This is a genomic window from Verrucomicrobiota bacterium, assembly GCA_034440155.1.
Classification (GTDB): domain Bacteria; phylum Verrucomicrobiota; class Verrucomicrobiia; order JAWXBN01; family JAWXBN01; genus JAWXBN01.
In genome coordinates this window covers 15,776-28,449 of sequence record JAWXBN010000094.1, presented here as the reverse complement: position 1 = coordinate 28,449, position 12,674 = coordinate 15,776, and the positions used below count along the sequence as shown (strand labels likewise).

13 protein-coding genes are annotated in these 12,674 nt (G+C 43.4%); 3 read left to right on the top strand and 10 right to left on the bottom strand.

Translation table 11 applies throughout. The features are described from left to right. Nucleotides 1-165 precede the first annotated feature (165 nt). The 10 genes from SGI98_10010 to SGI98_09965 all read right to left on the bottom strand — a co-directional run bounded on the left by SGI98_10010 (nt 166) and on the right by SGI98_09965 (nt 10,386). The gene (locus SGI98_10010; protein ID MDZ4743736.1) at nt 166-561 is read right to left on the bottom strand and encodes a hypothetical protein; all 396 of its coding nucleotides are present in this window, start codon (nt 559-561) and stop codon (nt 166-168) included. Then, nucleotides 558-815 carry an AbrB/MazE/SpoVT family DNA-binding domain-containing protein gene (locus SGI98_10005; GenBank protein ID MDZ4743735.1) on the bottom strand — a complete coding sequence of 86 codons (258 nt, stop codon included), beginning with the start codon at nt 813-815 and terminating at the stop codon, nt 558-560. The genes SGI98_10010 and SGI98_10005 overlap by 4 nt, the downstream gene beginning before the upstream one ends. Before the next feature lie 78 nt (nt 816-893). Beyond that, the gene (serS, locus tag SGI98_10000) at nt 894-2,174 is read right to left on the bottom strand and encodes a serine--tRNA ligase (protein ID MDZ4743734.1); all 1,281 of its coding nucleotides are present in this window, start codon (nt 2,172-2,174) and stop codon (nt 894-896) included. Between the two features lie 101 nt (nt 2,175-2,275). Beyond that, nucleotides 2,276-3,151: a bifunctional methylenetetrahydrofolate dehydrogenase/methenyltetrahydrofolate cyclohydrolase FolD gene (gene folD / locus SGI98_09995; protein MDZ4743733.1), complete on the bottom strand. Its 876-nt coding sequence runs from the start codon at nt 3,149-3,151 to the stop codon at nt 2,276-2,278. Between the two features lie 62 nt (nt 3,152-3,213). After that, on the bottom strand, nt 3,214-4,005 hold the full coding sequence (locus SGI98_09990; GenBank protein ID MDZ4743732.1) for a pseudouridine synthase: 792 nt from the start codon (nt 4,003-4,005) through the stop codon (nt 3,214-3,216). A 63-nt stretch (nt 4,006-4,068) separates the two neighbouring features. Next, nucleotides 4,069-4,224, bottom strand: coding sequence for a small basic protein (locus tag SGI98_09985; GenBank protein MDZ4743731.1), 156 nt, complete (start codon nt 4,222-4,224; stop codon nt 4,069-4,071). Nucleotides 4,225-4,301: 77 nt separating this feature from the next. Next, nucleotides 4,302-7,580, bottom strand: a complete 3,279-nt coding sequence (locus SGI98_09980) for a DUF2723 domain-containing protein (protein ID MDZ4743730.1) — start codon at nt 7,578-7,580, stop codon at nt 4,302-4,304. A gap of 160 nt (nt 7,581-7,740) precedes the next feature. Continuing rightward, nucleotides 7,741-8,541, bottom strand: coding sequence for an FkbM family methyltransferase (locus tag SGI98_09975; protein ID MDZ4743729.1), 801 nt, complete (start codon nt 8,539-8,541; stop codon nt 7,741-7,743). Nucleotides 8,542-8,569: 28 nt separating this feature from the next. Further along, nucleotides 8,570-9,286, bottom strand: coding sequence for a polyprenol monophosphomannose synthase (locus SGI98_09970; GenBank protein MDZ4743728.1), 717 nt, complete (start codon nt 9,284-9,286; stop codon nt 8,570-8,572). Then, nucleotides 9,283-10,386, bottom strand: coding sequence for a glycosyltransferase family 4 protein (locus tag SGI98_09965; protein MDZ4743727.1), 1,104 nt, complete (start codon nt 10,384-10,386; stop codon nt 9,283-9,285). The genes SGI98_09970 and SGI98_09965 overlap by 4 nt, the downstream gene beginning before the upstream one ends. Before the next feature lie 100 nt (nt 10,387-10,486). Between SGI98_09965 and SGI98_09960 the strand changes: the two genes are divergently transcribed. The 3 genes from SGI98_09960 to SGI98_09950 are packed head-to-tail and all read left to right on the top strand — an operon-like array spanning nt 10,487 to nt 12,673. After that, nucleotides 10,487-11,467, top strand: a complete 981-nt coding sequence (locus SGI98_09960; protein MDZ4743726.1) for a kinase — start codon at nt 10,487-10,489, stop codon at nt 11,465-11,467. Between the two features lie 49 nt (nt 11,468-11,516). After that, nucleotides 11,517-12,125: a thiamine pyrophosphate-dependent enzyme gene (locus SGI98_09955; protein ID MDZ4743725.1), complete on the top strand. Its 609-nt coding sequence runs from the start codon at nt 11,517-11,519 to the stop codon at nt 12,123-12,125. An 11-nt stretch (nt 12,126-12,136) separates the two neighbouring features. Continuing rightward, entirely contained in the window at nt 12,137-12,673 is a 537-nt protein-coding gene (locus SGI98_09950) for a hypothetical protein (GenBank protein ID MDZ4743724.1), read from the top strand. The last annotated feature ends 1 nt before the right edge of the window (nt 12,674 follow it).

Genomic DNA, 12,674 nt, shown 5'->3' with positions numbered 1-12,674 from the left:
TGCCGCTCACGGTATTGATGAGTATAATGAACCACGCGCAATTTGCTTGGGTGAGTCTTTCGCAGCAACATAATCAAAAGCGCAACGGAGTCCACTCCACCTGAAACCGCAACCATGATCGGAAGTTTTTTTGATGAGATGGAAATAAGGTGATTCAAGGGGTGATTATTTTTTTAATTTTAGGAAATAGGTACGAAAATAGCCTTGGTCGCGGCTGATGAGTGCATCGACAAAATCCAGAGCATGTGAGCCGATCAGAAAATCAGTGAGAACCCGGTCTTTGGGTTTTGAGCTGCGGCGACGGTAATCAATCCAAACCCGCCCGGCCAGGTGAATCGACTCAAATGTGTGTGGGATAATCCTCATTTCCATTTCTTCCATCAAAACTTGCATTTGCCCAGGAGAGTCGAGGTAAAGGGTGAGTGCTACCGCCGCATCAGGAGCGATCACGACGCTTCCGGCTGCTCGGGCGTCATCAAGGGTGTTCATACTCGCTCCGGTGAATTGGTTTGCCGTGCCCAGGATGTCAACGAGGATATCGGCATCAATAGCGGTGATCATACAGGATTCACGTCTCCAAGAGCCGGTTTTCCTCTCCAGAATTCAAGAGCTTCTTGGCCATTTTTCCATGGGGAGACATCCTTTTTTAATCCTCTGAACTTCAAATAGAAAGATTTGTCCCTCGTTTTGGAAAGAATGATTTGACCTTGATTCCCTCGTTCGATTTGGAGTTGGGTTCCTTTACGGAAACCCAAGGTATTCCTCACAGAGAGAGGGATTGTGATTTGTCCTTTGGAACTAATCTTTGTTTTCATGGCTTTACTTTAAGGTAAAGCCGGGAAGTGAAAAATTCAAGGATTTAGGCCGCAAAGTATTACTGTCTGGTCAGGATATCATTGGGCAATTTGCTTTAGTCCACCCATATAAGACTGGAGGATTTCGGGGATAAGGATGGTGCCGTCGGATTGTTGGTAAGTCTCGATAAAAGCGACATACAGCCGGGCGAGAGCGACTCCCGAGCCATTCAGGATATGGGGGAATTCTGTTTGCTTGGCGTCTTTGCGTTTAAAACGCAGATTCATGCGGCGCGCTTGGTAATCCTCGGCATTAGAGACTGAGCTCACTTCCAGATAAGCATTTTGCCCTGGGGCCCAAATCTCGATATCAAAGGTTTTTGCCATTCCAAAGCCCATATCCCCCGTGCAGAGGACAATGACACGATAGTGGAGGCCGAGTAGCTGGAGCACTTTTTCGGCATTCTTGAGCATTTCATCATGGGCGGCATAACCATCCTCGGGTTTGACGATACGAACAAGCTCGACCTTGTCGAATTGATGCATCCGTAAGAGGCCCCGAGTGCCTATTCCTGCCGCTCCTGCTTCACTTCGGAAGCAAGGTGTATAAGCGACATAATATTTCGGCAGATCGCTTTCGGAGAGGATTTCGTCGCGGTGAATATTAGCGACAGGGACTTCGGCGGTGGGAATGAGGTATTTATCCCCGCCTTCGAGGTGGAAAAGTTGGTCAGCAAATTTTGGGAGCTGACCAGTACCCATCAGTGAGGCGCTGTTGACGAGATAAGGAGGGAGGATCTCAGTATAACCATGCTGGGTGGTGTGGAGGTCGAGCATGAAGTTAATGAGGGCACGTTCCAACCGGGCCCCGGCACCTTTGTAGAGTGAAAACCCGCTACCACTGAGTTTGGAAGCGCGTTCAAAGTCGAGGATCCCGAGTTTCTCCCCGAGGATAATGTGGTTCTGGGGTGTAAAGTCGAAAGATTTTTTCTCCCCCCAGACATGGGTTTCAGGATTATCAGCTGCATCTCGCCCGTCTGGCACGGTGGGGTGTGGGAGGTTAGGGATATTGAGGAGAAGCCCTTTCTGGTCTTCCTCGACGATGGTGACCTGTTTGTCGAGCTCGGTGATCCTGTCAGAGTGATCCTTCATCTGGGCAAAGATGTGGTCGACGGGTTGACCTTGGCCTTTGAGTTTACCGACTTCTTTGCTGACCCGGTTTTTCTCGGCTTTTAATGCCTCGACTTCAGTGAGTAATTTACGGCGGCATTCATCAAGGGAAAGGATTTCATCGATGCGGACTTCATGTCCTTGGTGGCGGCTGGCGAGGCGTTTGCGGGCCTCTTCAGTATTTTTACGGATGTAGTTAATATCGAGCATAATTTAATGAGTCGTTAGAATTAGACGAACCCGCACAAATGCTCAAGCTTATAGAGTCGGGAGCCAGACTGTAATGGGGGGGGCGAATGCGTTAGGCTATATTATGAGGGGGTTGTTTGGAGCTTGAAGGCTTTAATGGTGTTTTGCATGAGCAGGGCGATGGTCATGGGGCCGACCCCGCCTGGAACAGGTGTAATCATGGAGGCGATTTCAGAAACTTCAGAGAATTTCACATCACCAGTTGTTCTTTTACCTGATTTACGGCTGCTATCCGCCACGACATGGATCCCGACATCGATGACAACGGTTCCGGGAGACACAAAGTCTTTTGTGACAAACTCGGGTTTTCCGATTGCTACGCAGAGAATGTCAGCCTGACGGGTTATTTCTGGGAGATTCTTAGTTTTTGAGTGGCAGATTGTCACCGTGCAATTTTCTGAAAGGAGCAGGAGTGAAAGGGGTTTACCAACGATCATACTTCGCCCGAGGACAACGGCTCTTTTTCCGGTGAGCTCGATCCCGCTTCTTTTGAGGATCTCTACACAGCCGGCGGGGGTGCAGGCGACCAAGGCCGTGGGGTCACCAATCGTCATCTTTCCGACATTCACGGGATGGAATCCATCGACATCTTTCAGGGGATTAATGGCCGCCACAATGGCTTGTTCATTAATATGATCTGGCGGGGGCGATTGTACGAGGATGCCATGGATATCATTTCTCTCATTAAGGGAATCAATTACTTGGAGTAATTCAGACTGAGAAATAGATGCATCGAGATGAATCCGTTCCGAATAAATACCCAGATTCTGGCATGTCTCGACCTTTTTTCCGACATAAAGGGATGAATCCGGGCGGCTTCCCACTTGGACGACTGCGAGTCCCGGGGTCAGGCCGGTTTCTTTGATTTTAGAAACAAGACCTGCTATTTCTTGGTTGATCTTTTCCGCGATAAGCTTTCCGTCGATCAGTTGAGCCATGGATACTTATTATGGGAGTCCCGGAAAGAAGGGAAGATTATAATACTCAGTCACCTATCTAATCAGAGTCGGGAAGTCTTACTTTTTGTTTTTTTAAAAGGGGATTTAAATACAGGAGGGGCTTTTTTGATCTTCTTCGGTGGCTGATACTCCAAGAGGCTTTTTACTTCTGAAGGTTTGAGGCTTCTAAAGAGGCCACTGCGCAAATTGCCCAAGCGTAAGTTCCCTATTTGGATGCGGCGCAATTTGCGTACAGGATGTCCGATTGCTAAGAACATTTGGCGGATTTGCCTCTTATATCCTTGTACGAGGGTTAGTTCATAGTGTTTATTTGCAACACGGAAGACTTTTTCTGCTGTTGCCCTTTTCATGGGGGCATCCTCCTCTATTTTAATATAGACGCCCTTGAGGAATTTTCGGACATCTTCTGGATTTGGGTCAGAATCCAGTAAGACCTCATAAATTTTAGGTATTTTATAGCGTGGGTGGGTGAGCCGGTTCGAAAAATCACCATCATTCGTCAAAATAATGAGTCCTTCTGAATCCCTGTCCAAACGGCCGACTGTAAAAAGGTGGGAATACTCTTCAGGGAAGAGTGAATAGACGGTCCGACGGTTGAGTTCATCATTTTTCGTACAAACGAATCCAGCCGGTTTATTCAAAAGGTAATATTGATGCCCTGCCGCTTTGACAGGCTTACCATCCACGCATACACGGTCTTTGTCCGGATCTATTTTTGCTCCGAGTTTGATTAATGGTTTTCCATTAACTGAAACGCGTGCCTCTATGATGAGGCGTTCGCACGAACGGCGCGAACCTTGACCAGCTGAGGCGAGGAATTGATTGATTCTCATGGAAAAAGAAAGCCCCTGATGGGTATCAGGGGCAAGATAAAAATATCTTAATAATAAGGTAAGTTAGGCTTCTACACGGGTTTTTGGAAGACCGTAAATGGGCATGCCCTCTTTCCATTGGCCTTTTTTCTTCATTATTTCAATACGCTCAAAACGTTTGAGGACGCTTCTTTTAGCGGCCATTGTGCTTTTACCTTTTAAACTCTGATGCTGTGACATAAATTTGCTCCTATTGTTCTCAAATTCAAAGAATCGAGTGTTTTACCGTTGAATCCTCTCGAGTGCAAGTCCTGATTTTAATTCTTTTTTACGGGCAGGGGTTTTGTTTTAGCAGGACTATTCACAATCGAATTAAAACGGGGCGATGCCTTGAGGGGGGTAAACCGTTGTTCCCCTACAGCGGCCGCTGAAAATGTGGGGTCATATTTAACCGCATTTTCAAGGGAATCGAGGGCTTGGTTGGTTTCACCTGTTAGTGATTGGAGTAAGGCCAGATTATACCAAGTCACCGAATTCGTGGAATTCCTTTTCGTATATTCCAGAAAAATGCGTTTGGCCTTATCCACCTGTTGATAGTTCAGGTACATTTGTCCGATTTGGTTATAGACTTCAGGCGGGACAGAGCCCCTTTTCATGATTTCATCAGCTTTTACCTCGAAAATATCAGTGCGCCCACGGGCAAGGATACTTTGGAGGAGTTGGACGTAAGCCTGGATGCTTCCGGGATTTTGGGCGATGAAAAGCTCGAGTTGTTTTTGATTATTTAATAGTGTCAACTGATTCTGCATGATCTTCATGTTTTCACCGATTTTATCGTTGAGAGGGTCTTCTTTCATGAGGATTTGCAGTTCTTTTATGGCTTCTTCATATCGCTCACCTTTTGCAAGCATATCCACATAGCGGAATACGGACTCAGTACTAAAAGGGCATAACTCGATTGATTGGCGTAATGCATATTCAGCTTCAATCAGGTATTTTTTACGTTTTTCTAGGTTTGGCTCATTCAGTGCGCGCCAGAAATAGAGTCCGCCAATAGAAACACGTAATTTGCTGAATGCCTTCCGTGCATCCTCATCCCTGAGATAGGCCGGATTGTCCATGAGTTTCTTTGTGTAAGCATCCCAATAAATACGGTCTTTAGCCATGACCTCATCGGGTATTTCTTTGAGGGGATCCTTGTTGAGCTCCATGATGAGACCGAAAGGCTGGAGATAAGGGTACATCCAAGGCAGGGGGAAACTCTCCTCGACATAAAATTTAATCCGATTCTTGTTTTTTTCAAAAATCAGCTGGGCCAATAAACCATTAATGGCAAATACCCCTTCAATACCCGCGATGCTCACCCGTCCATCAGGGCTCACTCTGATACCGGGTGCGGCAGCGGGGTTTGTCCGCGCTAGATCAACATATTGTTTAAAGGCTCTCTCCCCATCGATACGTTCCGGGATCCACATGGCCTCTTTTGGATACATAGTGGCGCGGTCAAGGTGTTTCTTTTCGAAATCGGAATAGTTTAAGGGGCGTGAAAAACCGTAATGATCACGGATATAATTCATGTACGTCTCATCAGCGAGGGCGTTTTGAGTGACGATATACATGTCACGACGGTCAAATTCTTTTCTTTTCGGATTAGCGAGTTGATCCATTTTCCAGGACGGGTTCTGGCGGCTCTCAGCAAAGATCATGTAGGTAGGGACAAATCGTCCGGGATCTGTTCCCCCAAATATGAAGGAATTTGGTTCGCAATTGATGAGCATATCATAGCCGTATTGCCAGCCAAAGTCATGATCACGCTGTTCAGAGAGTTCCCAATTAAATTTATCCTGCGGGTAATGTTTGCTGAAGACTACGGGGATGGTTAACAAGATCAAAAGTGCTGGTGGAAAAAACCAATTCTTTTGGAAGAGATAATATGTCCCGCACATTAATCCATAACCGATGGCGAAAGAATAAATAATATGGCTGGGGATGAAAAATACCCGGTTGATCCAACGTGCTTGCCTGTCCATATCTCCGCCGACCATGTAGGTGAGGGCCACACTCATAAAGAGGAAGCTGACGACTAAAAAGAAAATCCAACTCCATGATGCCCGGGGGATTTTCCTAATATAAAACAATGACAACAAGCTGATTACAAAAATGTAGACGGTAAAGTTCTGGAGAAGGTCGATGCAATAGAGTTTTAACTTCTTTGCGAAGGAACTAATTCCCTCGGCTACGCCAAGGAGTTGTTGAGTAGTAGTTTTAGAAGGGGTGTTATCCACGACCGCTTTGACAAAAAAGGCAGGTCCGAGAACTGACTTAATTGTGTTGGCCAGATTATTTTCGTATTGTCCACGATTGATTGCATGGAAAAAACCTTGGGGAGTGCTTGCGTACCCCCAATTCATGGGAGGATTGGTTTTTGAGGCAATACTGAGATAACCATAAAAGCTTAGGCCGGCCCAGGATGCGAGTAAGAGGATGGGGATAAACCGCGAGGCTTTTTCCCTCGAAAAGAAAAATGCACATGACCCAAACGCTAATATTAAGGACGTGAGGCTCAGACAGAGGACTTTTGCATTAATGGATTCTTCAACGAGTTTAGTGACATCGACTGGTCCGGAAAACCGTGCAAAATCGGGTGTCTGGATGACAAGTGCCCCGAATAATGTTATCAGAAAACAAATGACAGCTAGCCCCACAAAGATGAGATATTCCGTAGTAAAAGGTTTCTTATAGCTTGTGAGCAGAATAATCAGGGGAATAGAGACGATATGCCAACCTAAACAAATGTCGAGAAGTTGCAGGTCCCGCGAGAGAATCGCAAATACGGAGAAGGAAGTATTAATCAAGAGGAGGGAGAAGATAAAAAAGCTTTTGAAAAATGTATCCTGGATAAATCCGCAGTAAAACAACCTTTTTATCGTATCGAGGATAAGGTCGGGAAAATTCTTAATGGTAGAGATTTTTTTGTAATGCGAGTATGTATCCGGAATAAATGAAGTGGTCTTAAAATATACGGCAGCAACAACTGCGGGGAAGATGAAGAGAAGTGTTTGGTGGGCTGTCATGCCCAAACCGAAAAAGAATGCCGCTAATGAGATATAACGATACTTTTCGGGTTCTAAAAACCATTTATATAAAAATACAAGGATCAATGACATTAAAAGGGAGTTGAGGGCATATTTTTCCGCCACAACCGATTGTGACCACATCGCGTGGCTAAGAGCTAAAACCAATCCTCCAGTGATGGAGCAAAATCCAATGGCTCGGGAGAAAGTTTGTTGTGATTTTTCTTGGAGGGTAGAAATGAGGTTGGATGTAAGGATGCGACCGGAAGTGCAAATGAGATATGAGACAAAACCAACAGCTAGGGAACTGCATAAGGCGTTAAACCAATTTACTTTCCAAGCAACATTGCCGAAGGGAACAATATGGATAAAAATATAGGATAGGAGGGTGAGTAGGGGGTATCCAGGCGGGTGAGGGACGCCAAAATGATCAGCTGCAGTCACTAACTCGCCTGAATCGCGTAAAACCACGCTGGGGGCTAGTGTAAAGGTGTAAATGGCAAAAGTGACAAGGAAACTCACCCAAAATACGATCCATTCCTGTCTGATTCCAAATAACTTATTGTGATCTTCAAATCGATTGGTTTCTATCTCAATAAGAGGGCTTTGGTGGGACGAGGATGTATTTTGCATACTATAGGTAATCAGAGTTTTCCAGAATGGATTAACACGTTTATCGGAATTAGGTTTCGGAAAAGCTTTTACAGTAAATATCCCCCACAGCAAGATCGTCTTGGATATTTTCGAGGATTGTGACGATTTTGTCTGATTCAACCCATGAATCTAATTCCAAAACATATGACTTTCCTGAAGAATAATTATAGTGATTGGTTGCTTTATTGATTCGGGCAATTTCATCGAGACGAGAGATACACTGGAGGGTTTGATCAATCATTTTCCCAGAGAATTCAAAGGAAATATATTTTACGAGGGAGGATAACCCTCCAAGTACTTGATATTCATAGCCTTCAACATCGATTTTAATAAATTTGGGTATCCCATATTTGAGAATCAGGTTATTCAATGTAATGGCCGGCACTTTTACTTTCCTATTCCATTTACAATTTCCCGCATAGATACTTTCCTCGACCCATTCTTTTGAGACACTGGAGAGTTCCGGCATTTCATCACTGATGAAGAATTCAATTTCCCCTGACTCATATGATACAGCCGCATGTTCGATCGTGATTTCAGGATAGGGTCTGAATCGGATGCGGAGTTTTTCTACCAAAGAAGGATTCGCTTCCACAGCAATGACTCGACACCCTGACTGATGAAGCACATCAGAAATAGCACCTTCATTGGCTCCAATGTCGAAAAAAAGGTCATTAGGGGAGAGGAATTCTGAATACAATTTTTGGAGATGTTGGGGATTGAGTAGGTCTATGCCTATGAGTGACAAGAGGTTATTCTTGATCATTCTTACACGTTTTAATAGTCCCAATGAGGATAATACTTTAATAATGAATAGTTTTATTTTCATTGGGGCATGGAGATTTTATGATACGAAATTAAATTCTTTTAAAGCGGTTTTTGGCAGCGAGTTTCCAAACCATCCAAAATGCTTCACGCGCAATTTGCGGGGACATCTTTGATGTGCCATTATGGCGATCCTCAAAAGTGATGGGTATTTCGGTGATTTTGAATCCTGCGATCCAAGCCTTGAAACTGAGCTCGATTTGAAAGGAATAACCATTTGATTGAATGTCATCAAGATCAATAGTCTCAAGCAATTTGCGGCGGAAGCATTTAAACCCCCCCGTGGGATCTGAGATGGGGAGTCCGGTAATGAGCTTCACATACTGGGCTGCCCCGAGACTGAGAAGGAGGCGGTCAATGGGCCAGTTCAAGACCCGCACACCTTTAATATAACGGGAACCAATGACCAGATCATAACCATTGGCGATTTGATCTAGAAAGCGGGGTATCTCATTTGGATCATGTGACAGGTCAGCATCCATCTCGAAAATAGTTTCGTAGTTACGTTCGAGAGCCCATTTGAATCCGGCAATATAGGCGGTACCTAAGCCCAGTTTTCCAGGGCGCTCGACCATAAAGATGCGCTGGCCGAATAAAGGATGGCTTTTAACGAGGGAAGCTGTGCCATCAGTTGAGCGGTCATCAACCACTAGAATATGAAGTGAAGGCTCCTGAACAAGAGTTTGTTCCGTGACTCGGAGTATATTCTCTGCTTCATTATATGTGGGGATGATGACTAGGGATTTCATTGATCTTTTGATTGAAGCACATTCATAACGGTTTCCGAGGATTTTCTCCATGAGAACTGTTGGCAAAATTCTTGGGCGTTCTTTCCCATTATTTGTCTGAGCGAGGCATTGTTTATGGTTTCTTCAATGGCCGTTGCCCAGGTTTCAGGCTGGGTATGTCCTACAAGTAACCCTGTTTTTCCATTCAGGATAAAATCTCGTAATCCGGGGGAATGACTGGCGATTGTGGGCGTTTGGAATACAGCAGCCTCTAAAATCGATAGCCCTTGTCCTTCCTTAACAGAAGGGTATACCATGACCCAGGCTTGCTGGAGCCACTTGATTTTCTCCTCTTCTGAGACATAACCCGTAAATAATACATGGTTTTGTATTCCAAGGTTACGAGCTTCCTCCTCAAGGCGGGAGCGGTCATCACCATCCCCGAGGATCATTAATTGAAACTCAGGAGTCTTTTTAATAATGGGGGGCAGGGAGCGTAATACATATTCCAAACCCTTATATTTTTTAAGTCTTCCTACATAGATGATCAGTGGTGTTTTTGATCTTGTTTCAGCATTTAAAATTCCAGGAACGACTTTCAAATTAATTCCACAAGGGGCTACCACGATTCGTGATGAGGGGATACCTCGGGAGATGAGATCATCTTTTGTGGATGGGGAGATTGCTGCAAATAAATGTTTTTGGTAGAAAAAAGGAATTAACTTCTCTAGAAAATAAACATAACTACCAGCGAGTGGATTTGTTTCATCAAAAATGGCTTTTCCAAAGAGATGGGTTGTATAAGCCATGACCTTCTGGCTTTTATGACCGCGCCAAAAAAAAGGAACCTTGCAGAGTGACTCGATCACAATATCAAAAGGACGCATTATTTTTCTAAAAAAAACGAGTAAATACCAATTCAGGAGATTTTCTGAACTGACACGATTGACTTTAATTCCGTCAATAACCTCGGTGTTTTCAGCCCCTGGGAATTTTGATGTGAACCAACTGACCTCATGGCCTTGGGCTATTTGCTCAAGAGAAAGCCTATGAACGGCAATTTCCGCCCCCCCTGCCCGAGGGTTTTTAATGTCACGATGTGTCAGCCAAGCAATTTTCATTAAATTTCGAGTATTCCTCCTTTTTAAACTTATTCAAGAATCAATGTTTTAATATTAAAAAACAATTGTTTAGTTTTGGTGTATTTGGTTATGTCAATAGATGATTATTACAAGGACGCCCTTCCGTGTATCATTTTTGGGCGGAGGAACAGATTATCCTCAATGGTATAAAAGCAATGGGGGTGCTGTATTATCAACGACAATTGACAAGTATTGTTATCTATCCTGCCGGTATTTACCTCCATTTTTTGAACATAAGTACAGGATAGTTTATTCAAAAATAGAGGATTGTTTGAAGGCTTCAGATATCAAGCATCCTGTTGTCCGTGTTTTACTCGAGCAAATGAAAATTTCAGAAGGAATTGAACTGCATCACGATGGGGATTTGCCTGCGCGGAGCGGGATGGGTTCGAGTTCAGCCTTTACCGTTGGATTAATCAATGTTTTGAGTGCTTTGAATGCAAAAATGATTTCTAAAAGAGAGTTGGCACAACAAGCTATTCATCTGGAACAGGAACTTCTCAAAGAAAATGTGGGTTCCCAAGATCAAATCAGTGCCGCATACGGGGGGTTAAACTTGATTCAATTCTTGCCAAACGGGGATTTTACGGTTCAGCCCGTCATATTACCCTCGAAGAGAATGCAGGAAATCGAAGACCACTGTTTATTGTTTTATACAGGGATAAAACGAATAGCCTCACAAGTCGCTGGACAATATATTTCCACATTGCATGACAAGGAGAGTTATCTGAAAATACTACATGGCCTGGTTTTTAGTGGTATAGAGGTTTTAAAAAATGGGGGAAATATCCTTGATTTTGGGGAATTACTCCATCAAGCTTGGACGGCAAAAAAGAGTATTAATAATTGTATTACAACTTCTTATGTGGATGAAATCTATGATAAAGCCCTTAAGTATGGAGCTATTGGAGGAAAACTTCTAGGAGCGGGGGGAGGAGGGTTTCTTTTGATATTTGCCCACCCTGAAAAACATGAAAAAATAAAAAGAGCCCTCGGCGACCTTCTCCATGTGCCTTTTAAATTTGAAACAGAAGGTAGTAAGATACTATTTTATGAGTAATATATCAGAATTAATTAGTTTAATAAATTCAGGATTGAGGAATTGATTAGTGAATACATTAACAAAACAAGAATTAATAGACTTTGAAACAGATATAGCCAATGAATTTAATCAGTCTAAAATTCGTGCGCCGATTCATTTATATTACGGAAATGAAGATGAAATAATAAAAGTTTTTAAGTGTGTGAATCCAGAAGACTGGATTATGTGCTCATGGCGTAGCCATTACCAATGTTTATTAAAGGGGGTTCCCTCGGAATTAGTAAAACAGGAAATCATAAGGGGACATTCAATCTCCCTTTGTTTTCCGGAATACCGAATATTGTCTTCAGCAATTGTTGGTGGGATCGTCCCAATTGCTGTTGGAGTAGCTATGTCCATTAAAAGGAAAAATGAATCCAATCATGTTTATTGTTTTATGGGAGAAATGACATCGGAAACCGGAATCGCCCATGAATCGATTAAATATAGCCAACAACATGATTTACCAATCACATTTATTATTGAGGACAATGAGAAATCCGTTTGTACGAATACGAGGGATGTATGGAATATGACAGAGCTGAGTTATGAGTCCAGAGAGCATCCAAAGGTTCTCTACTATAAATATCAAACCAAATACCCACACGCAGGGGCGGGGGTTAGGGTTCAATTTTAATTGTATAATCTATGAAATATTTTGATGAATTAAAAAGAAGTATGGAATACCTTGCAAAGGATCCACGAACTGTATTTATGGGGCAAGCTGTCTGTGAACCTGGTACGGCTATGTATAACACCCTTAAAGATATTGATCTTGGTAAACGGGTAGAATTACCTGTTGCAGAAGAATTCCAAATGGGAATGAGTAATGGAATGGCGATTAACGGCATGATCCCTGTTTCAATTTTTCCGCGGTGGAATTTCTTACTTTTGGCTGTTAACCAGATTGTCAATCATTTGGATAAATTCCATCTTATTTCCGATTCAGGATATTCACCTAAATGTATTATTAGGACGTCTATCGGGGCAGAGCGCCCTTTGCACCCTCAATATCAACATGTTGGAGATTATACCGAAGCATTCAGGCTAATGTGTCCAAATATCGATGTGATTCGACTGGAAGAGGCAGAAGAAGTTTTTCCCGCCTATGAAAAAGCCTTATTGAGGGAAGACGACAAAAGTACTTTGGTGGTGGAATACGGTGATTATTACAGTGAAAAATAGT

Bases quoted from the DNA above. Each gene is read 5' to 3' on its own strand.
- SGI98_09950 (MDZ4743724.1), top strand. From the start codon at position 12,137: ATGAAATATTTTGATGAATTAAAAAGAAGTATGGAATACCTTGCAAAG.
- folD (MDZ4743733.1), bottom strand. From the start codon at position 3,151: ATGGCTCAACTGATCGACGGAAAGCTTATCGCGGAAAAGATCAACCAA.
- serS (MDZ4743734.1), bottom strand. From the start codon at position 2,174: ATGCTCGATATTAACTACATCCGTAAAAATACTGAAGAGGCCCGCAAA.
- SGI98_09990 (MDZ4743732.1), bottom strand. From the start codon at position 4,005: ATGAGAATCAATCAATTCCTCGCCTCAGCTGGTCAAGGTTCGCGCCGT.
- SGI98_09960 (MDZ4743726.1), top strand. From the start codon at position 10,487: ATGATTATTACAAGGACGCCCTTCCGTGTATCATTTTTGGGCGGAGGA.
- SGI98_09970 (MDZ4743728.1), bottom strand. From the start codon at position 9,286: ATGAAATCCCTAGTCATCATCCCCACATATAATGAAGCAGAGAATATA.
- SGI98_10010 (MDZ4743736.1), bottom strand. From the start codon at position 561: ATGATCACCGCTATTGATGCCGATATCCTCGTTGACATCCTGGGCACG.
- SGI98_10005 (MDZ4743735.1), bottom strand. From the start codon at position 815: ATGAAAACAAAGATTAGTTCCAAAGGACAAATCACAATCCCTCTCTCT.
- SGI98_09975 (MDZ4743729.1), bottom strand. From the start codon at position 8,541: ATGAAAATAAAACTATTCATTATTAAAGTATTATCCTCATTGGGACTA.
- SGI98_09985 (MDZ4743731.1), bottom strand. From the start codon at position 4,224: ATGTCACAGCATCAGAGTTTAAAAGGTAAAAGCACAATGGCCGCTAAA.
- SGI98_09965 (MDZ4743727.1), bottom strand. From the start codon at position 10,386: ATGAAAATTGCTTGGCTGACACATCGTGACATTAAAAACCCTCGGGCA.